Below are 19,122 nucleotides of genomic sequence, written 5' to 3'. Positions count from 1 at the left end.
CGGCCGGTCATGCGCTTCCCGCATGAAGGTCCGCCACGGCCGCAGCGCCCCCAGATACAGCTCTGACCGGCCAGATTCGCTTCTTGTGAGCGTCGCGGCTGCCGGTCCGCCCCCCATCTCCGGGCCACCGGCCAGCACTTTGAGTGAAGGCTCCCGGTGAGGAAACAGAACGCGGAGATGCCCGATATAAGCAGTGCGTGGCGATCGCCGCACACTGCACTGCCGACCGGCACCGCGTTTGCACGCAGATCGTGATGACCTTGTCACCTGTTACACGCTGTGGTGGTGCCGCCCGCACGTTTCCGCCCGCAATGGTGCATGCTGCCTTCGATGGAGGATCCGCGCGTAGTCGACGTCGAGCGGTACCACGGTCAGTTGCGCTCGGAACTCGAGATGATCGCGAACGGGCCGGTACTGGCCGGACCACGGATCGTCGAGCACATCAACTCGCTGGTCACTCTCATCGATCTCCATCAGCCCAACGAGTTTGATCTGTGTCTGAGTTGCGACCGGCTCTGGCCCTGCGCCACCATCGTCGCGATTACCGGGGAGCTGGCCGCCACCGAGGACGCCGTCGCGCCCCGCGCCCTGCCGGATCCGACGGCCACCGCCCGCGTCACCGACACCCGGGGAACACCGGTGGATGCCGTCCGCCGCGCCGTCGACCAGCACCGGGCACCGGACCGCGTTCCCTCGCCGCCGGCGTCCGCCGCATCTCCCCCTCCCCCGCCGTTCGACACCGGGTCCTACTCGACGGTGTCGAACCCCGGCACCACGCAGTCGATGCCGCACCAGCCGCCGCCGGGAGAGCACGCCCCGGCCCGCCTGCCGGGCACAGCTCCCCCGGCCGCGGCCGCCGCGGGAGTGAACGACGTCCCGCGTGGCGCCGGAACGACCCGCGGCCCGGCCACCGGTCCGACACGCCGGCCCGTCTTCGGCGACCCGCTGGCTGGCATCCGCCGCCCGGGCGCGGCGGCAGCACGCGGGACGAACACGGCCCCCGCCGCCGAGCAGCAGCCCGACCGGACCATGACCGGCGCCCAGCCGCTGGCAGGCCAGCAGTACCCGGCGACCCGTCAGCCCCCGCCCGCACGACCGCAGCCGGCGCAGCCGGACCCGGACCGTCGGCTCGCACCGCCCGGCCTGCACCCGCCCACCGCCAGTCCGTTCCTGGGCGGGCCCCCCAGCCGCGGCTGGGCCGTCCCGGGGCAGCACGGCGACCTGCCCCGGGACCCCCGCGAACAGCAGAATCCCCTGACCGGGCCGGGGCCCGCGCCCGGCTTCTCACGGCCTGCCGTGCCGCCGCCCGGCGTCCGGCCCGCGGCCGGGCCCATGGCGAGCCCGCCGCAGCAGCCACACCAGCCCGACTACCGGGACCGGCCGAGCCAGCCGCCGCGCCACGGCGACCCACGGCAGCCCTACCAGCCGAGCTTTCCCTCCCAGCCGACCCATCCCGGCGAGCCGGCATACGCGGGTCCGCCCGGGTCCTCCGGTCAGCCTGGCTGGGACGGGCAGCAGCCCCCGCGCCTCCGCCCGCCCGGCGCTCCCCACGCGCAGCACCCGACGGGCCCCGTGCCCACCGGGCCGGTCCCGACCGGGCACCTCCCGACCGGGCCGGTGCCCGGCGGGCCCGTGCCCGGCGGACAGTTCGCGCCCCGGCAGCACACAACCGGTCCTGTCCCGACTGCGCAGGTCCCCAACGGGCACCTTCACGCCGGGCAGACCTCGACAGGGCAGTACCAGACCGGGCAGGTCCCCACCGGGCAGTACCCGGCCGGGCAGGTCCCCACCGGGCAGTACCCGGCCGGGCAGGTCCCCACCGGGCAGTACCCGGCCGGGCCGGGCCGGGCAGGGCAGGTGCCCACCGGGCCTGTCCCCACGGGGCAGCTCCCCACCGGATCCGGCGACCGGGGCCCGGTACACGGGCAGCCTCCTGCCGGGATGGCACAGGACGCGTCACGCGGGAGCCTCTTCGAGCCACCCGCCGCTGCGTCCCGGCCGCCGGCCGACGTCGGGCGGGCAGCCCCGGCCGCGGACGCGGAGCGGCTGTCGGTGCCGGCCTCCCGGCCGGCGCCGCCGATCTCCGGCCCGGTCGAGCTGAGTCTCGCCGCCGCGCGGGCCGCGGAACTCGCCCGCGGGCAGGCCGCGGCCGCCGCCGGCCCACCGCCGCCGCGCCACCCGGAGATCGTCCGCGGCGCCGACCGGGGCAGCCGCCCGGCGACAGGGCGGCTCTCGGCTGACCAGAGCCGTCCGCGCGGCCGGCATGCGGGGCCGGAACAGCCCCGCCCGCAGGGCTCACCGTGGGCCAGTCCGGGAGGCGAGCAGCGCCGCCCCATCTCGGTCGACGACTCATGGGCCGGGACGGGGCGGGACCCGGCCAGCCGCGCACGCCTCGGGGGCCCCACCGGCCCCACGGGGCCGGGCCAGAACGGCCACGGCGGCCACGGCGGCCAGGCCGGTGCGAACAACGGGCACGGTGGGCAGAACGGGCACGGGCAGAACGGCCATCGTGGAGCAGGCACGGGCCCAGGCAGCGCTGACGTCGGCATCGGTGGGCCGCAGCAGCCAGGTCCGGAGGGCATGGCGCGAGGCCAGCACCCCGGCGCGGGCTCGGATCAGCCGACGAGCGCCGAGGTCGAGGCGGTCGCCCGGGCCTGGCTCGCGCGCAAGGACTCGGTGCTCGACGGCATCGACGTGATCTGAGGAGGGTCATGACCGACCTGGACGGAGCCCGGCCGTGGTGGCGGGGAAACCCCGAGCCGGCCACGGCGAGTCCTGTTTCACGCCTGGCTGAGCAGGGGTCAGGCTGTCGCTCGTGCGCGTGATGTGGCCGGACCACGTCAGGCAGGTTTGAGGCGACTCCCGAGGTGGGAGGAACGCGACGCCGGCTCTACCGTGGCGCCGCTGGCAGGCCCGGATGGACGACCGCCCGGAAGGTGATGTGTGGCCGAAGCGCTGACCGCAGGCTTCGACCTGCCCGCTGACCCACGGGCGGCCGGGCGGGCCCGTGCGCTGGTTGCCGACCTGCTCGTGGCGTGGGGCTGCGGTAACGCCGCTGAGGTCGCGAAACTGCTGGTCAGCGAGGTCGTCACGAACGCGGTCCGGTTTGTCGGTGCGCGTGAGGTGCTGCGGCTCACCGTCGAGTGCGGTTCCGACCTGATCCGCGTCTCCGTGAGTGACGGCAGCCCGCTGCGGCCTGTGCTTCGGGCCGCGCAGGACGACGACGAGTCCGGCCGGGGCATGCAGCTCGTCAGCGCCCTCGCGACGAGCTGGGGTGTGGTGGATGACCCGCCCTCCGCCGGCGTGGGCAAACAGGTCTGGTTCGAGCTGCCATCCGCAGAGTCGACAGCCGTCGGGTGCCGGGCCTACTGAGAACGTTCGCGTGACCGGCCGTCCGTGCCCGGAGCAGCGATCGCGCCACTCGCCCCGACACTGCGCCACCAGACAGCCAGAATGCGGTGAATTTATCGCCGGGCAGTAGATGATGTCGACATACCAGCATCCAGGTGACCGCAGGACGTCACATTCGGGGGACGGTATGCCGGCACAGACGCAGTTTCTGATGGACGTCGCACTGCTCGTCGAGCTCGACGGGGGCTTCCTGGTCCACTCCACGGGCGACGGCGCGCTCCGTTTTCCGGGGGGCGCCCCTCGCCCGGGCGAGTCCTCCCTGGCCGCCGCGGGGCGCCTGCTGCGGGCCACGCTGCCCCGCGGTGCCGTGTCAGCACCCGGCTCCGCCCGCCGGGGCACCACAGCCCGCCAGGGCACCACAGCCCGCCGGGGCACCACACGGTCAGCACATCCGCAGGAAGCCGGTCGGGGCTTCGCCTTCGCGGGGTGTGTTGAGCACAGCCACTCCCGCTCCGACGGTGGAGCGACCCCGGCCGGCGGCCCGACGCACGACCGGCATGTGCTGACCGTGCTCTACGCCGTTGTCCTCGATCCGGCGCGTCACCCGACGGGCACGGATCTTCCGCCGGGGCTGCGCCTTCTCCGGCCCTACGAGGGGACGTCGGGGACCACGCTGGCGGACATCCGGCCGGTCGAGGTGGGCCGGGCCGCCACGGCCTGGTGGTCCGAGAGTTGGCCGTCCTGGAACGGGCTGGCCGTCACGGACGCGGAACCGTGGTGGACAGCTCTGCGCCAGTCGGTCCGGACCCTGCGCGCCCAGCTGATCGCGCGTCGCGACGACCTGCACGGCGAGGCGTTCCGCGACGCCGCGGTGGCCGTCTGCGCCCTGGTCGCGGTGGCGGACGGGCGCGTCGACCCCGAGGAGCGCGACGCGATGGTCGGGTCAATCCACGGCGAGGCGGTGCTGGCGGACTACCCGCGCACCGATCTCGAACACCTGTTCGACCAGCATGTCGCCCGCCTGCGCGCGGACCTCGTGGCCGGCCGGCGGGCCGCGCTGCGCGAGATCGGCAAGGTGCGCGGGGACTCCGTGCGGTCCTGGGCGGTGCTGCGGTTCGGAGCTGTCGTCGGGCGGGCGGACGGGTACTTCGATCCGGACGAGCGCCGGGTCGTCCAGGACGCCGCCGACGTCCTCGGGCTGAGCACCGGCACCCTCGCCGTCCAGGCCGTTGACGAGGGCACCGATGACGAGGGCACCGATGACGAGCACGGTGGGGACGCCGGCGGGGGTCTCCGGTGAGCGCGCCCGTCGGGGACCCGGCCGCGGCCCACCGGGGACCGGCCACCGCTCCGGTGCTGTACGCCCGAGTGCTCCTCACCATCGGTGACCGGATCGTCGTCGCCAACCACCGCGGGCAGCCGTGGTTCTTTCTGCTCGGCGAACGGGTGGCCACCGGCGAGGGCGTCGAGCAGGTTCTGCACCGGCTGCTGCGCCACGCCGCCGGGTTCGAGGTGCGCTCGCTCGACTTCATCGGCGGCATGGAACGCCCCGGTACCAACCCCGGAGCCCGGCCCGAGATCGACCTGCTCTTCGCGGGCGCAGTGCCCCGGTACGCCGAGTTCGGCAGCCGGCTCGACGACCTCGACCTCGTCACCCTCCGGACGTCCGACCTCGGCGCCGTCGCTTTCCGCCCCGCAGGGGCCGGTGACATGATCAGGACGTGGCTGGCCGACCGCGAACCGCGGTGGCACACCGACAGGGGGTCCGGGCACCCCACGAGTGTGGCGTCCGACTGAGCGAACCGCGCGCCGACCCGTTCCGGGACGGGTCGCTACCGGACGCCCGGGTGCTCTGCCACGGCCACCCAACCGTCATCTCCCGGGTACTTCCCCCGAAGCAGACCGGCACGTCACAGTGAGTTTGGGACGCCCGGTCGCGGCGCAGAACTGCCTTCAGCGGGACGGAGCCGCCGACCGCGGGGGGCGTCCGGCGCCGTCGTCCGTGACCTTCGCCGGGCAGTCCTGGCACGAACGACATTCAGCCGTCGTTCAGGCACGCGTCATAGCGTGAGTGGCGAGGCTTCCGGACAATGGGGGTAGACATCGAGATCCCGGTTGTGTTGAACGCCGACAGCGCCGCGACGGCTCCACGGGTCACCGGTCCCGCGCTGCCCCGTCACAGGCGCGTCGGCGAGCGCGGGCATACCGCGCCAGGGGATCGTCAGGCGTCTGGTCGCGGCGGTCAGCGTACCGGCCGTACCAGGCCGGGAGCTGCCTCCAACCCGTCAACCCAGGTCAGCAGCCCGAGCGGCGCTGATCCGGTTGTGGCCGTCCCGGTTCGTCCGGGTGCGCAGGCGGCTCTGGCCGCTCCCGCCGTCCTTGCTCCCTCCGTTCCTTCCACTCCCTCCGTTTCCGTTCCTTCCGTGCTTCCTTCCGTTCCTTCCATGCTCTCGCCGGGAATGCTGGATGTTCCGGCGGTTCCGGGCGCCCCCCGCAGCCCGGCCCTGCCGCGCAGGCCGGGGAAAGCCGGCTCCCCGGGCGCGCCCGGGGCCACGGGGGCGGTTTTCGGGGGTGTCGACGCAACCGGAGCGGCGGCCGTCGCCGTCGACCTCGGCGATCCGAAGCTGGTCCGGTCGCGGCGCACGCGGCTGCGGATCCTCGTCGCCGCGGGTGTTCTCGCAGTGGTCGCCGGGCTCATGGCCACCCGCTTCCGCGAGGACGTCGTCGGCTCGCTGTCGGCGGTGCCGGCCCCAAGCTGGCCCTGGCTCGTGGTCTGCGTTGTAGCCTCCGGCACCTTCTACGTGGCGCACGGGGTGAGCGTGCGCGCGGCCAGCGGGCTGCGGATGGGCCTGGGCATCGCCACCGCCTCCCAGCTCGCCGCCGCCGCGGCGAACCGTGTCGTACCCGCCGGCCTCGGGGCCATCGCCGTCCATCTGCGCTTCCTGGAGCGGCGTGGGATGACCAGGCCCGCCGCCCTGGCCGCGGTCGCGTCCATCAAGGGCGCGGCGTTCCTCGTCCACCTGGCCGGAATCGCCCTCGTCGCCGGGACCCTGCGCGGGTCGGGCATCGGCGAGGCCGTCACCCGGCCGGTTCGGATGACCGTGAACGGCCTCGGCACCGGCCCGGTCATCGCCGGGCTCGCCGTGGTCGGGGTGGGGGTCGGCTCCGCGGTGGCGCATCCACGCATCCGCGCCCGGGCCAGGCCGGCACTGCGGGTCTTCCGCCAGCATCTCGGTGTGCTGGCCCGCTCTCCCGGGCGCACGATCGTGCTCGTGAGCAGCACCGCCGCCACGAAGATCTGCCAGGTCACCGCACTCGCCGGAGCTGTCTGGGCGTTCGAGGGCGGGCTCAGCATCGCGTCGGTCGCCGCCGTCTACCTGATCGGATCCGCCGTGGCCGGCGCCGCACCCACGGCGGGCAACGTCGGTGCCCTCGAGCCGGCGCTGGTCATCGGCCTCACCGCGTCCGGTGCCACCGGCGCGGCGATGGTCGCGGCCGTGCTGGTCTTCCGTCTGATCAGCTACTGGCTGCCGATCATCCCCGGTGTCACCGCACTGGCCATGATGCGCCGTCGCGGCGACCTCTGACGGGACGTACCGGGTCGCACACAGATCTCTGATCGTGCGTCGGGCCGCCGCGTGGAGAAGCGGCGGCCCGACGGTCAACGGTCAGATCGGGCCGGTGTTGAGCCGGTGCAGGACCGGGGTCTCCCGTTCGTACCCGAGCTCGGAGACCGCGGACGGCATCACCACGAAGCCAGCACCGGCAGTCGGCGGCAGCCCCAGCCACCGCGCGATGAGCACCCGGAACATGTGACTGTGCCCGACCAGCGCGACATCGCCCTGTTCCAGCCGTGGCCGGACACGACCGAGCACGAGATCCGCGCGACGTCCGATCTGCTCGGCGCTCTCCCCACCCGGCACGTCACCGGTGAACACCGTCCAGCCGGGACGCTGTCGGCGGATCTCCGGGGTGGTCTCACCCTCGAGGTCGCCGTAGTCCCATTCGGCGAGGTCCGGCCACACCTCGCGTTCGAGGACCGCCGGCTGCGCGGGCGCGCCCAGCGCGGGGCCGGCATCCGCCGGGGCCAGGCCGGCCAGGTCGGCGGTGCGGGCCGCCCGCAGGCGCGGGCTCGTCGCCACCAGCACGAACCGCCGGCTCGCCAGCGACACCCGGAGCTGCGCTGCCTGGCGCTCCCCGTCGGCTGTCAGCGGGATGTCGGTTCGCCCGGTGTGGCGGCCTGAGCGGCTCCACTCGGTCTCGCCGTGCCGGATCAGGGTGAGGACGCCCGGCGGCGCCACACCACCGCTCACCGCCGCCGACGACGCCGTCGCCGCGCCCCCACCACCAGCACGAACGCTCCGGACACGAGCGCGACGCGCTCCCACCGGACGGTGCGCACGATCTTGGTCTCGCCGTCGCCGTACTCCACCGGCCCGAGCGGGGAACGTCCGTCCGCCGCCGCGGGGATGCCGGCACCGTCGCCGACGCTCCCCCGGCGGGCACCGGACGGCACCGCGGCGATCGCGTGCCGGATGGCGCTGCCCGCCCCGAGGACACCACCCGCGGGCCCGTCCGCGGACCCGTCGGGGACGAACCGCGCGCGGAGCTCGGCGACCTTCGACCGGAGCTGCTCGCCTGCACGCTCCGCCACCCGCCTCGGGCTGACGATCTCAGTGATCGCGTCGATGGTTTCGGCCAGCTCGGCGCGGGTCTGTTCGATCTGACGCTGGATGACGGCCGGATCCTGCGGCACCGATGTCGCCCTCTCGGTTCTCGTGCGGGGTAGACGGGGCCGGGCTGACGACCCGTCTCGATCGTGCCAGAACAGCCCCGCCCCGGCGCAGCCATCAGGCACGCCGCACCGACCGGGCCCATGCGCCCGACCCGCTCGGGCTGGCTTCCGCCACCGCTGCCGCCCTGGTCAGGATGATGCCCGGGGCACCGGACCGATCGGGTGTGAGGTGCGGCGGCCCGCCCCGATCGGACTCCCCCGCGTCGGGGCCGCCGGTGTCCCGCCCACCGGCACCGATCAGGGGTCACAGCTGCGGCACTACGCTGGTCAGGTGCGGGTCTGCCATCGTGGGGCGAGGGTTCTCCGCTCCGCGCGCGGCCCCTGGCGGATGCTCCCCGCCGCCGCGGGATCGGCGGTGCCTGCCGTCACGCTCGCGCTGCTGGCTCACCTGCCGACCGCCAGGGCCGGCACGCCCACCCTCGGCCGGGTCCTCCTCGTCACCTGTGCGCTGACGGTGGCAGGCATCGCCTGGCGGGTCCTCCGCGCCCGGCTCGGACCGTTCGACCGGCTCGGACCGTTCGACCGACACGACCTGTCCGACCGACACGACCTGTTCGGTCGGCACGACCTGTTCGGTCGCCTGCCTGGGGCGAGGCGATCCGGGCACGGGCTCCGGTCGTTCGGCGGCACGCTCGCCGTCCAGGCCTCGTTGCACGGCGCCTTCCTGACGGGGGCGGGCCCGACACCGACATCGGGGGCCAGCAGCGGTCCCCCCGTCGGCGGACTGCTGTGCGCCGCCAGCGGAGCAGGGAGTCCCGGCACGGCCGAGTACTCCGCGTCCGGCCTGCTCGCGGCGGCCCTCGCCGGGCGTACGCCCAGTTCCGGCACGGGTGCCGACGGGCCGGCCCAGGCCGCCGTCACCCTCGCCTCGGCCGGTCACCACGCCGGGGTCGGACCCGGGCATACCCCGGCTGTGCTGCTGGCGCACACCGTCGCCGCGGCTCTCGTCGTGTGGTGGACCAGGCACGGTGTCGCGGTTCTGCTCGCGACCTGCCGGGCGATCGGATCGCGCCTTCCCACCCTGCGCGTCGCCCTCACGCCGGTCCGCGTCATCAGGCCAACCGTGCGCGCCTCGCGGTCGGTCGGCCCACGGGTCCTCGACCGGCCGTGGGCCGCCATCGCCGCCCGCGGTCCACCGGCCTGGTCCCCGGTCCCGGCGTGACAGCGCCGCGGCGGCCGCGCTGACGCGCGTGCCACCGCCCGCCCAGGCGCGTCGTGACCGGCGTTCCGGACCGCCCTCGCGGGCGGTCCCGTGCCACCCGGCCCGATTCCGGCCGCGGGCCCCGGCCATGCCGGCGGCCCCAGCCCCCGGTGCCGGCTCCTTCCGCTGTTCGCGGTTCGCCTGCCGCCCACCGCTGTTCGCCTGCCGCCCACCACGGCTCGCCCGTTCCGTGCTGCGCGCGTTCGGTGCGGCCGGCCCACACACAGGGAAGGCGCCGGGCACCGCCAGTTCTTTCCAGGAGCGCCAGTGTCCAGGCACAGCCAGACGTCCACGCACCACCACCACACGGCCGGATGCTCCCGTCCCGCCACCGCCCCGTCCGAGGGGAGCGCGCCCGACCAGGCCGGCCACTCAGGCCACGTGAGCGGAGCCGGCCGAGCCGGCCGAGCCGGGCGGGTCGGGCGGGTCGGGCTCTCTCGACGGCGCGGCGCGGGGCTGGCGTTCGCCGCCGTTCTCGCCCTCGGCGCGACACTCGGAGCCTGCTCCAGCGGCGGTGGCGGGGCCGGGGTGACGATCGTCGACGCGGGCGACGGAACCAACGAGGGACTACACGGCGTTATCCCTACTGAACGCTTCGCGAAGCCCGCGCTCGGCCTGACCGACACCGAGGACCGCCCGTTCGACCTCCGCACCCGAACGCAAGGGAAGATCACTCTGCTTTTCTTCGGCTACACGATGTGCCCGGACGTGTGCCCGACGACCATGGCGGACCTCGCGGCCGCCCTGGACGAAGTCGACCAGTCCGTGCGGGACCAGGTCTCGGTGGTGTTCGTCAGCACCGATCCGGAGCGGGACACCGCACCCGTGCTCGACCGCTGGCTCAACCAGTTCGACGAGAGCTTCATCGGCGTCCGCGGGCCGTTCGAGAAGGTGAAGGCCCAGGCCGAGGCCATCGGCGTGGCGCTGGAGGAGCCCAGGGTGCAGGCCGACGGGTCCGTCCTGGTCGCCCACGGCAGCCAGGTCATCGCCTTCGGCCGCGACGCCCGCGCCCGGGTGCTCTACCTCGCTGGCACGCCGGTCGCCGACTACGTGGCGGATCTCCCCGTCCTGACCGCCGAGCGGCTCGGGCCCGACGAGTCAGCCACCGTCAGCCCGAGCCGCACAGCTGACCGTGACGCCACCCCGAGCCCGGCCCCGGCAGCCACCGCGGGTGCCGCGGGTACGGGTGCCCCGGGTACGGCCGCAGCGACCCGGGAGGTAACCGGATGAGCTCCGAGACAGCTTCCGTGCGGGGAAGAGCCGCGCGGGTCCTGCCCCGGCTGACGTCCACCGTGCTGCGGGTGGGTCTCGGCCTGGTCTGGCTTGTCGCCGGAGCTCTGAAGATCGACGATCCGGACGGCATGGTGCGCTCGGTGCGTGCGTTCCGGATCCTGCCGGAGTCGCTGGTGGACCCGGTCGCCTACGCCGTGCCGTTCATCGAGATAGCTCTCGGCGTACTGCTCATCGTCGGGCTCGCCGTCCGCCTCGGCGCCGTCGTGTCCGGCCTGCTGTTCGCGGTCTACACCGCCGCGATCATCTCGGCGGCCGCCCGTGGGCTGCGCATCGACTGCGGCTGCTTCTCCACCGGCGGCGATCTGACCGCCGAGGCACCCACCCACTACACCCAGGAGATCGTGCGGGACAGCGCGCTGCTGATCGCGAGCGCACTGCTGGCGAGGTGGCCGAACGGCTTCCTCGCCGTCGACCGGCTCCTCACCAGGCCAACGCATCCGTCCCTCGACGAAGACGAGGACGACTATCTCGGGAGCACCGATGGCACCACAGTCGAAGAAGACGACGCAGCCGCAGGCACCGCGCAGACCGACCTCGCGACGGCAGTCGGCGCGGACCCGGAGAGGGCAGGAGCAGGCGCCACCCGGGCAGGCTCCGTCGGCGAGCAGCGGTGGCCGCCCACCGGGTGACCGTCCGGGCGACCGCCCCACCGGCGGCGGATCGGCAGGGGATGGGAACTCCGCGGGCGGACGCGGCTCGGCGGGTGGCGGCTCGGCGGGTGGCAGTGCCGCGGCCCGCCGCGAGCGAGCCGCCGCCGCACGCGCCGCCGAGGCGGCCCGGGAGCGACGCCGCCGTCAGATCGTCATCGGGTCGATCGTGGCCGCCGTCCTCGTCCTCGTCGGTGTGATCGGCTTCGCGGTGCAGAACTCCCGGGAGGAGTCGAAGCCGGTGGTGCTGCCGGCGTCGGCGACCGGCCTGGACAACGCCATCGTCGTCGGGCAGCCGACCGCGCCGGTCACCGTCGACCTGTACGAGGACTTCCAGTGCCCGGCCTGCGGATCGCTGGAGAAGACGACCGGCTCGACCATCGGCGACCTTGTCGACTCCGGTGACATCAAGGTCAACTACCACATGATGTCCTTCCTCGGACCCGAGTCCGAGCGGGCCGCGAACGCCGCCGCGGCAGCGGCCAACGAGGGCAGGTTCCAGCAGTTCCACGCCGCTCTCTTCGCCGATCAGCCGGCCGAGCACACCGGGGGCTATGAGACCGAGACCCTGATCGAGAAGGGTGCCTCCGTCGGTCTGACCTCACCCGCCTTCGTCAATGCGGTACGCGACGGGACGTACGACGGCTACGTCGCCAAGGTCGACGAGGACGCCTCCCGACGCGGTGTGACGTCGACCCCGAGCGTCTTCGTCAACACGCAGCAGATCGCACCGGACCAGCTCACCCCGGACGGTTTCCGGGCCGCCGTCGCCGCGGCGAAGAGCAAGGGCTGATCGGACGGACCCGCGCAGACATTCACAACTGCTGCGAACGGGGTCACCGGGGGATCACGGCGGGGCGTTTGCCGCCCCGCACGGGCCGCGACTAGCTTCTCGGTCATGACCGAGACCGCCAGCGCCGCCCGGCTCTCCCCCGGTGACCCCGCGCCCGACTTCACCCTGCCCGACGCTGACGGCAAGGACGTCGCCCTGTCGTCCTTCCGGGGCCGCAAGGTCGTCGTGTACTTCTACCCGGCGGCGTCCACCCCCGGCTGCACCAAGCAGGCCTGCGACTTCCGCGACAACCTCGCCCTGCTCAACGACGCGGGCATCGACGTCCTCGGTGTCTCGCCGGACAAGCCGGCCAAGCTGGTGAAGTTCCGGGACGCCGAGGGCCTCACCTTCCCGCTGCTCTCCGACCCCGACCGGGCCGTGCTGTCCGCGTACGGAGCGTTCGGCGAGAAGACCATGTACGGCAAGAAGACCGTGGGCGTCATCCGCTCGACGTTCGTCATCGACGAAAACGGCACCGTCGAGAAGGCGCAGTACAACGTGCGCGCCACCGGCCACGTCGCCAAGCTGCTGAAGGACATCGGCCTCGCGAGCTGACCCGGCTTCAGGATCTGCCCCGGTTTCGGGATCTGCCCCGGTTTCGGGATCTGCCCCGGTTTCGGGAGCGGCGGCAGCTGTCAGCGCGCGAGGCGCCTGCGGCTGTCAGCTCGCGACGCGCAGGTCCCACATCAGCAGCACGTTGTCGGGCTGCGCGGGATCCACCAGGACCGGGACCCGGCGACGGAGCTGACGCGGCACGCCGCCGCCGACCGAACCCGTCCGCCCGGCGCGCCGCTCGTTCTCCGGGACCACCGCCTCCGGGACCACCGCCTCCGGGACCACCGCGCGGCGAGTCACCGGGTAGGGCTCCGCACCGGGGCGGTCCACGAGCAGGTGCACCTCCGCGACGGTTCCCCCGTCGACCCGCAGGCCGGTGTCACTCACCGCGCTGATCACGGCCATCGTCGCGCGCCCGTTGTCGATCAGGCGGCGGGCCCGGTCACGCTCTCCCTGGCCCACCGCCGTCGCTGACCCGCCGAAGCGGCCCTCGATGGCGGGCGCGCCAGCCAACAGTTCGGACTCGTTCGGCGTGGCATCCGCAGCGGTGGTCATATGATCTTTCCCCCAGAGGCATCCAGGCGCCCACCGGCGCAGGTACACCGTGCACCTGAACGGGGTTGCCTGACGGTCGCGTCGACGACACTCACGCACTCCGGCCGTGTTGGGTCGGCGACACCTGGTCGGTTCATGATCGAGTTAAGGGTCATGCTCGCCCCCGAGCGGCGCCGCCCCACCCGAACGACGTAGCACCAAGGGCTTAACCAGGTCTTTTCCGCCAATCGCCACCCGAAACGTCCGTGGGCCGACCTATCGCCCGACACCCGGCCCGGCAGCACCCGTGCACCCAACATCGACACCACAGCTCCTGCCCGGCCCACGCCGCAACCCCGACTCCCGGAGATCGCCACGAGACCACCGGAACCGCACGCCCCACGTCCCGCGTTGCGACCCCGGATCGCTAATCTGGACGGACGCGGGAGTGGCGGAATGGCAGACGCAGCAGACTTAGGATCTGCCGCCCTAGGGCGTGGGGGTTCAAGTCCCCCCTCCCGCACCGACTGACCAGAAGCGTTCTCGCAGGTCAGGTACTTGCCCACGGCTCTCCCTTCTGATCGTCCGGGCCGTTTGGTCACGGATTGGTCACGGCCGCGTCGTCACCGTCCGCCGGGCCGTCGCCTGTGTCCTCACCGGTGCCGAGGATGAGGCCCGCGACGAGTTCGGCCGCGTCCGCGTGCATCCCGGGCATGACGTGGCTGTAGATCTCCAACGTGATCGTGATGCTGGCGTGCCCGAGCCGCTCGGAGACGATCTTCGGGTGCACGTTGCTGGCCAGCGCGAGCGTCGCCCACGTGTGCCGCAGGTCGTGCAGCCGGATCATCGGCAGGCCGAGCCGCTTCACGCGCCGCAGGAACGCACGGGACATCCGCTCCGGGTGCATCGCCCGGCCGTCCCAGTGGGTGAAGACGAGATCGGCTTCCGGCTCCTTGTCGAGGAGCGCGAGTTCCTTGGCCTTGGTCTCCCGCAGCTCATGCAGCGCCGCCGTGGTGGCCGCGTCCAGGGCGATGACCCGCGAGCCGCGCGCCGTCTTCGGGTCGCTGAACACCGGCACCCGGCCGGTGGCACTGTTCGTGACGTCGACGAGCGTCCGGCGGATCGAGATCCGCCCCGCGTCGAGGTCGACCGCGGACCAGGCGAGCCCGAGCGCCTCACCGCGCCGCACCCCGGTCGTGGCCAGCAGCAGCCACAGCGCGTACATCGGTTCGTCCCGTGTCGCTTCGAGGAAGCTCCGCAGTTCCGCGTTCGTCCAGGTCTGGATCTTCGTGTGGCGGTCCGCCTGTGCCTTCTTGCGCGGCGGCTTCGTCCGGTCCGCCGGATTACGCGGGATCAGGTCCCACTCGACCGCCGTCTTCAACGCGCTGCGGATGATCGTGTGGATGTAGAGCACCGTCCGTGGGGACAGTCCGCTTCCACGCGCGTGGTCCACCCGGCCGCCGCGCAGAAGCTCCGCGTAGAGCGCCTGGAGCGTGGCCGTGTCGAGGAGCTGGAGCCGGACCGCGCCGATCCTGGGCAGAACATGCAGTCGGAGGTTCCGCCGGTACGACGCGAGCGTCGACGGTCGTAGCTCCCCCTCGGCCACCAGAAGCCACCGAGTGTCGAGGTACTCCTGGACCGTCAGCCTGGACGGTTCGACGTACGCACCGGCCGCGAGCTTGCCGAGAAACTCCGTCAGGGCCGCCTGCGCTGCCTTCTTGGTGGCGAACCCACGCCGTCGGGCCTGCCGACGCGGCCCACCGGGTGCGGTGATGTCGACAACGAAGAACCACTTGCCGGAAGCGTCCCTGCGGACGCTGCCCTGCCGGCCGCCGGTGCTCACGACGCCTGCCGCCAGTCGACGCCGAGCAGGTCCAGCAGCGGCGCGGACGGAACCCGGATCTTTCTGCTGGACAGTCGGATGACCGGAGTCGGCCACCGCCCATCGCGCACCATCTCGTAGGCGGCGGTCCTGCCGATGCCGAGCAGCCGGGCCGCCGTCGGCAGGTCGAGCACCACCGGCAGCCGTGCGAGGTCGTCGAAGGTCACCGGGTCGGGTGCGTGCCGGTCGGGCAGGTCCGCGAGCACCGGCACGGCCGGAGCAGGTTCAGGGGCCGTGTGATCGTTCATGGCGTGCTCCTGTTCGGTACCAGGGTCAGGCAGCGCGATGCGCAGGCGAAGCAGCCGATGCAGCCGGCGCGGTTGCCGGAACATCGGGCGGCGGCCCGGTCGTGAGCAGACGAGCGGCGTCGAACTGCGCGCGCCAGGCGCGCCGTTGCGCGACGGCGTGGAGAAGCAGGTGTTCGCGGCGAGGTGCCGTCGGGTCGCCGGGGCGCAGCAGCGTCCAGGCGGTGCGCGCCGGGTCGTGCCCGGCGGCCGGGCCGGTTCCGGTCTGGCCGAGTGCTTCGAGCTGTTGCCGGATGAATGCGACCCGATCGGCCTTGTGATCGCTCAGCGTCTTGCCGGACCACTTGCGGGAGACGAGGACCCGCCGCCCGCCGAAGCCCAGGGTTTCCCGCCGGTGTGCCTTGCCCCGGCACCGTCCCGAAACGAGGCCCGGCTTGGCGTTCTTCGGCTGGACCCCATAGCGCAGCCAGTTCGCGCAGGTCGGCGAACACGGCTCGTGGCGCAGCGCCTCAGCGAGCCGGTCCACATGCCGCCGCTGCGTGTCCGTGTCCGTCGCGTGGCAGGCGTCGAGGCTCTTGGTCAGGTACTTCGTCAGGTAGCCGATCATCCGGCCGGTGTTCGCGGAGTTCGCGGTCATCCCGTCCGCGCGTAGCTGCGGGCCGAAGCTAACGACGTGGGCGGGTTCGTCGTCCTCGCCGATCGCGTCAAGCGCCTCATCCCAGGTGATCAGGGGTGCCCCGCTGGCCGGGTCGAGGTAGCCGCCGGCCGCCTCATCCCAGACCGGAAGCCGATCGTCGCCGTAGACCGGCCGGTCACACGGAGGCCACCAGACCTGGTGATAGGTCGCGGCCGCCACCTGGCGCAGGAGGTTCCGCGGAACCGTCCCCCTGATCGCCGCGTGCAGATGCGGTGCCAACCGGCGCTGCGGTTCCAGCACGGCGAAGTACTGCACATCCCAGCCGACCGCACGGCGCAGGTTCTGCCAGAACCGGTCCACCAGCTTCGGGAAGTGGATCGCGTCCCGCGCGGCACGCCGGTAGTCGTACGAGCTCGGGTCCACCGGCGTCCCGTCGGAGTTCACCCGCCCGTACGTGTCACAGGTGAGCGTGAGGAACATCGACGGCCGCCGCACCGTCCCGTCCACCGCCTCGAAGGTCCGCCCGACCGTGCGCTTCTCCACCGGGAGTCGGGGCAGATCCGGGGCGTCCTGACGGCGCCGGGTCGACCGGATACGGCGAGGGCGCTCCCGGTTGCCCGGCGCAGCCCTGCCACGCACACCGAGCGCGGACAGCTCGTCGTCCACCTGACCGATCAGTTCGTCGATCTCCGCCACGCCGGCCGCGTCCCCGTCGCGTTCGGCGTCCCGCCGGTGCACTTCCAGGTCCGCCCGGAATCCGGCGAGGATCTTCACCTCCTCGGAGGGTGGGTCCGGGTCGGGGAGCGGTTCGTCGTCCAGATGCCAGCCCGCCTTGCACTGCGCCATCCGCAGCCGCCGCGCCCGCTCCGCACACGGAGGACACGTGCTCGCCAGCGTCGCCCCGCACGGGACGGGAACGATCTCGGTCTCGCCGGTGTCCAGATTCGTCCGCCGCATCGGCATCGGCCGAATGCACACACCGTTGTCGATGGCAACGGATTCGACGACGTGCCGGGCCAGCGGCATCCGGGCACGCTCCGCGCGCGTACCCATCCGCTCGGGATGCTGTGAGGGAGACAGTCCGGTTGCCACCCCACCAGGGTGACCGCCAAACCAGCGTAAATGCAGGCCAGCAGGCGCAGACAGCATTTTGCCGCCCTTTCTCCCATCGTCCACCGATGTCCACGGTCGTCCGTGGCCGTCCGCCGACGTCCACCGCTTCCCGAAAAGAATCTTGCCGAGAAGTAGCACCAAAGTGGGGGTACGCCGGGCGCGCACCCCCACCAGGCGGATCAGTCGGACTGCATCTCTCGGAAGAGCAAGGTCACCTCAACATCACCGAAGTGCTCTGCGAACACAGCACCGGCAGGCAACAGCGCCAAAGCGGCCGAGACGTCCGCGACCGTGGCGCAGGGGTCGATCGTCACGCCGTGGTCGACCACTGGAACGTGCCGGGCGCGGGACACAGTGACGAACTTCGACGAGCGGAACGGTTCTCCCGTCGAATCGGGGGATGACAGGGTGGTCATGGGTTGCGGGCCTCCTTGCAGGTCCGTTGCCAAGACCCCGTCTCGTGTCGCTACCACGCGACGGGGTCGCCTCCTCGGCCTTGGTTGCAGCGCTACAACCACAAGTGTGCAGCCAGAGGTTGTAGCGCTGCAACCCACTAATGTTGCCCCGTGGCAGACGAGACCGTGACCAGCAGCGATATAGCCTCGCTGCTCGGCATCTCGCAGACCGCCGTGAACAAGATGATCTCGAAGGCGTCCGACTTTCCGACCCCTGTCATCGAGCGCCCCAACTTCCGCGCATGGCGCCGCCCCGAGGTCGAAGCCTGGCTACGCCAACACCGCCCCGGCGCGCTCGAAGGCTAGCCAGCCCCCCACCTCATGCTTGACGGTTGGCCCAGGGTTGCGGGCCAGCTCCCGGCACCTGAAGTGGCGGTCTGTTGCGGGACTGCTCGGGCGGGAAGTCGTCGGAGAAAGCAGCGGCGACGGTCGCCGTCGAGATGCAGTCATGGTCGTGCGACCAGGTTCCGGCCACGTGGAGCATGGGTTCGGCTCCATCGTCGGTGACGAAGGTGAAGTCGACGCGTTGCGGCAGGGTGCGCAACGCGCGGTGCCCCTGGGTCGCCTTGCACTGCTCCCACTGGCAGTCCGCGGCGGCCAGGGCGTCGACCACCTGGGCGAAGGTCAGTCGCGCAGACAGAGTGATGACCTCGCCGGACTGCGCCTGCCCCGGCAACTCGACGGTCTCTCGCCAGGTCTGGACCGTCACTGATGTCACGATCCGGCAGCGGCATACAACGAACTCCACATCACCGTAGGAGTACAGGTGCGGCCACCTGTGGTTCCGCTTGATCCGTCCGATGTCCCACGGCATACCGCAGACGGCGGCGACCTCCCGGAGCCGAGCGCCGGGATAGAGAGGGCCAACCCGGCCGGTTGAGCCAAACGCTGCCAGGACGGCGAGTGCCTCCATGTCCTCGACCTCCTCGCGGCAGTCGTCTCCTCGGCTTAGCCAGCCACCAGCCCACCTGTTGTGAATCAGGTCAAGCATCAGGTGGGACTGAGATGTAAAGCATCTCCTGGGATCGGACAATGGACGAGCCTGCCTTGTTGCCGAATCTCCCTGTTTATAGATCAAGCCGCGGTGCGTGCCGCGCCGCGCGACCGCCTGCGCGCGGCCGTGAACGGCCGTGCTCGCCGGGCCCGTCGCACCCCACACCGCATAGACCATCCGAGATGTTCGACGAAGGCCACCGGTCGTGAACCAGCCGAGGCACGGAACAGGGCGTTGCGGGCGTTCGTCGCGCACGCCAGTGGGCAGCCGATGAACGAGCAGAGGGCACGCCAGCCGACAGCCCCATCACCAGTGCCAGGGCGCTTCGCTCCCCGGGCAGCCTTCTCGCAGCTACCAGCGGCGAGCCTGTCTGTGGTCACCCGTCGAGAGCGTTTCGAGCAGATTCCAGATTCCCATGAATGATGAGGACACTCGGGTGGTCGGGGCCGTAGGTGGCTTCGGTGATGGTCAGGGCGTGTTGGAACAGCGGCAGTGCCTCTCCGGCCCGGCCCAGGGTTCGCAGCGCCGAGGCGAGGTTGTTCAGGCCGAGGGCGACCTCGGGGTGGTCGGGGCCGTAGGTGGCTTCGG

The 19,122-nt window shown here is 72.5% G+C and carries 19 protein-coding genes, 1 tRNA gene and 1 pseudogene; 12 read left to right on the top strand and 9 right to left on the bottom strand.

The annotated features are described in order from the left end of the window. Positions 1-330: 330 nt before the first annotated feature. From B207_RS0126720 to B207_RS0126700, 5 genes are all read left to right on the top strand, one after another. Positions 331-2,703: a hypothetical protein gene (locus B207_RS0126720; protein WP_026311484.1), complete on the top strand. Its 2,373-nt coding sequence runs from the start codon at positions 331-333 to the stop codon at positions 2,701-2,703. 240 nt (positions 2,704-2,943) lie between these two features. Next, positions 2,944-3,372, top strand: a complete 429-nt coding sequence (locus B207_RS0126715; RefSeq protein ID WP_018639744.1) for an ATP-binding protein — start codon at positions 2,944-2,946, stop codon at positions 3,370-3,372. A gap of 190 nt (positions 3,373-3,562) precedes the next feature. After that, positions 3,563-4,651 (top strand): tellurite resistance TerB family protein, encoded by a 1,089-nt coding sequence (locus B207_RS37315; RefSeq protein WP_230205238.1) that lies wholly within the window; start codon positions 3,563-3,565, stop codon positions 4,649-4,651. After that, complete coding sequence (locus B207_RS0126705) at positions 4,648-5,148, top strand: NUDIX hydrolase (protein WP_018639742.1); 501 nt, start codon at positions 4,648-4,650, stop codon at positions 5,146-5,148. The genes B207_RS37315 and B207_RS0126705 overlap by 4 nt, the downstream gene beginning before the upstream one ends. Before the next feature lie 662 nt (positions 5,149-5,810). Next, positions 5,811-6,938, top strand: a complete 1,128-nt coding sequence (locus B207_RS0126700) for a lysylphosphatidylglycerol synthase transmembrane domain-containing protein (RefSeq protein WP_154675645.1) — start codon at positions 5,811-5,813, stop codon at positions 6,936-6,938. Between the two features lie 81 nt (positions 6,939-7,019). Here the strand turns inward: B207_RS0126700 and B207_RS0126695 are convergent, their stop codons facing one another. Both B207_RS0126695 and B207_RS0126690 read right to left on the bottom strand, forming a co-directional pair. Next, on the bottom strand, positions 7,020-7,664 hold the full coding sequence (locus B207_RS0126695) for a histidine phosphatase family protein (RefSeq protein ID WP_018639738.1): 645 nt from the start codon (positions 7,662-7,664) through the stop codon (positions 7,020-7,022). Beyond that, a complete protein-coding gene (locus B207_RS0126690; protein WP_018639737.1) occupies positions 7,661-8,107 on the bottom strand; it encodes a DUF3618 domain-containing protein in 447 nt (148 codons plus the stop codon). The genes B207_RS0126695 and B207_RS0126690 overlap by 4 nt, the downstream gene beginning before the upstream one ends. Before the next feature lie 394 nt (positions 8,108-8,501). Here B207_RS0126690 and B207_RS0126685 point away from each other — a divergent pair, with 394 nt between their 5' ends. From B207_RS0126685 to bcp, 5 genes and pseudogenes are all read left to right on the top strand, one after another. Then, the gene (locus B207_RS0126685) at positions 8,502-9,308 is read left to right on the top strand and encodes a hypothetical protein (protein WP_154675644.1); all 807 of its coding nucleotides are present in this window, start codon (positions 8,502-8,504) and stop codon (positions 9,306-9,308) included. A gap of 306 nt (positions 9,309-9,614) precedes the next feature. After that, positions 9,615-10,577 (top strand): SCO family protein, encoded by a 963-nt coding sequence (locus B207_RS0126680; protein WP_018639735.1) that lies wholly within the window; start codon positions 9,615-9,617, stop codon positions 10,575-10,577. After that, positions 10,574-10,960: pseudogene (locus B207_RS41995) on the top strand (MauE/DoxX family redox-associated membrane protein); the annotation flags it as partial. The gene B207_RS0126680 and the pseudogene B207_RS41995, both read left to right, overlap by 4 nt. A 160-nt stretch (positions 10,961-11,120) precedes the next feature. Then, positions 11,121-12,080: a DsbA family protein gene (locus tag B207_RS35805; protein WP_063820971.1), complete on the top strand. Its 960-nt coding sequence runs from the start codon at positions 11,121-11,123 to the stop codon at positions 12,078-12,080. Positions 12,081-12,185: 105 nt separating this feature from the next. Further along, positions 12,186-12,674, top strand: a complete 489-nt coding sequence (gene bcp, locus B207_RS0126665) for a thioredoxin-dependent thiol peroxidase (protein ID WP_018639732.1) — start codon at positions 12,186-12,188, stop codon at positions 12,672-12,674. A 105-nt stretch (positions 12,675-12,779) separates the two neighbouring features. On the opposite strand, the gene B207_RS0126660 is transcribed toward bcp, so the two are convergent. Next, positions 12,780-13,229 carry a hypothetical protein gene (locus B207_RS0126660; protein ID WP_018639731.1) on the bottom strand — a complete coding sequence of 150 codons (450 nt, stop codon included), beginning with the start codon at positions 13,227-13,229 and terminating at the stop codon, positions 12,780-12,782. Between the two features lie 421 nt (positions 13,230-13,650). Between B207_RS0126660 and B207_RS0126655 the strand changes: the two genes are divergently transcribed. Beyond that, positions 13,651-13,731, top strand: a tRNA-Leu gene (locus B207_RS0126655). 75 nt (positions 13,732-13,806) lie between these two features. Here the strand turns inward: B207_RS0126655 and B207_RS35800 are convergent. The 4 genes from B207_RS35800 to B207_RS0126635 form a co-directional block, all read right to left on the bottom strand. Beyond that, a complete protein-coding gene (locus B207_RS35800) occupies positions 13,807-15,051 on the bottom strand; it encodes a site-specific integrase (RefSeq protein ID WP_018639730.1) in 1,245 nt (414 codons plus the stop codon). Further along, a complete protein-coding gene (locus B207_RS0126645; protein ID WP_051102679.1) occupies positions 15,048-15,338 on the bottom strand; it encodes a helix-turn-helix transcriptional regulator in 291 nt (96 codons plus the stop codon). The genes B207_RS35800 and B207_RS0126645 overlap by 4 nt, the downstream gene beginning before the upstream one ends. A 25-nt stretch (positions 15,339-15,363) precedes the next feature. Further along, the gene (locus B207_RS0126640) at positions 15,364-17,025 is read right to left on the bottom strand and encodes a replication initiator (RefSeq protein WP_154675651.1); all 1,662 of its coding nucleotides are present in this window, start codon (positions 17,023-17,025) and stop codon (positions 15,364-15,366) included. 239 nt (positions 17,026-17,264) lie between these two features. Further along, positions 17,265-17,501 carry a hypothetical protein gene (locus B207_RS0126635; RefSeq protein ID WP_018639727.1) on the bottom strand — a complete coding sequence of 79 codons (237 nt, stop codon included), beginning with the start codon at positions 17,499-17,501 and terminating at the stop codon, positions 17,265-17,267. A 150-nt stretch (positions 17,502-17,651) separates the two neighbouring features. Between B207_RS0126635 and B207_RS39030 the strand changes: the two genes are divergently transcribed. Further along, positions 17,652-17,846, top strand: coding sequence for a helix-turn-helix transcriptional regulator (locus B207_RS39030; protein WP_018639726.1), 195 nt, complete (start codon positions 17,652-17,654; stop codon positions 17,844-17,846). A gap of 13 nt (positions 17,847-17,859) precedes the next feature. On the opposite strand, the gene B207_RS40175 is transcribed toward B207_RS39030, so the two are convergent. Together B207_RS40175 and B207_RS35790 are read right to left on the bottom strand one after the other, a co-directional pair. Next, a complete protein-coding gene (locus B207_RS40175) occupies positions 17,860-18,258 on the bottom strand; it encodes a hypothetical protein (protein WP_195905360.1) in 399 nt (132 codons plus the stop codon). A gap of 652 nt (positions 18,259-18,910) precedes the next feature. Next, on the bottom strand, positions 18,911-19,122 hold a 212-nt coding region (locus B207_RS35790), incomplete at its 5' end, for a tetratricopeptide repeat protein (protein ID WP_018639724.1).

It is taken from the genome of Parafrankia elaeagni (assembly GCF_000374165.1).
GTDB lineage: Bacteria > Actinomycetota > Actinomycetes > Frankiales > Frankiaceae > Parafrankia > Parafrankia elaeagni.
The sequence above is the reverse complement of the archived record's forward strand: the minus strand, read 5'-3'. Positions and strand labels throughout refer to the sequence as shown.

Coding starts and splice junctions, on each gene's coding strand:
- B207_RS37315 (WP_230205238.1), top strand. CDS start 3,563: ATGGACGTCGCACTGCTCGTCGAGCTCGACGGGGGCTTCCTGGTCCAC.
- B207_RS0126720 (WP_026311484.1), top strand. CDS start 331: ATGGAGGATCCGCGCGTAGTCGACGTCGAGCGGTACCACGGTCAGTTG.
- B207_RS0126700 (WP_154675645.1), top strand. CDS start 5,811: ATGCTGGATGTTCCGGCGGTTCCGGGCGCCCCCCGCAGCCCGGCCCTG.
- B207_RS0126645 (WP_051102679.1), bottom strand. CDS start 15,338: ATGAACGATCACACGGCCCCTGAACCTGCTCCGGCCGTGCCGGTGCTC.
- bcp (WP_018639732.1), top strand. CDS start 12,186: ATGACCGAGACCGCCAGCGCCGCCCGGCTCTCCCCCGGTGACCCCGCG.
- B207_RS0126660 (WP_018639731.1), bottom strand. CDS start 13,229: ATGACCACCGCTGCGGATGCCACGCCGAACGAGTCCGAACTGTTGGCT.
- B207_RS35805 (WP_063820971.1), top strand. CDS start 11,121: ATGGCACCACAGTCGAAGAAGACGACGCAGCCGCAGGCACCGCGCAGA.
- B207_RS0126640 (WP_154675651.1), bottom strand. CDS start 17,025: ATGGGTACGCGCGCGGAGCGTGCCCGGATGCCGCTGGCCCGGCACGTC.
- B207_RS0126635 (WP_018639727.1), bottom strand. CDS start 17,501: ATGACCACCCTGTCATCCCCCGATTCGACGGGAGAACCGTTCCGCTCG.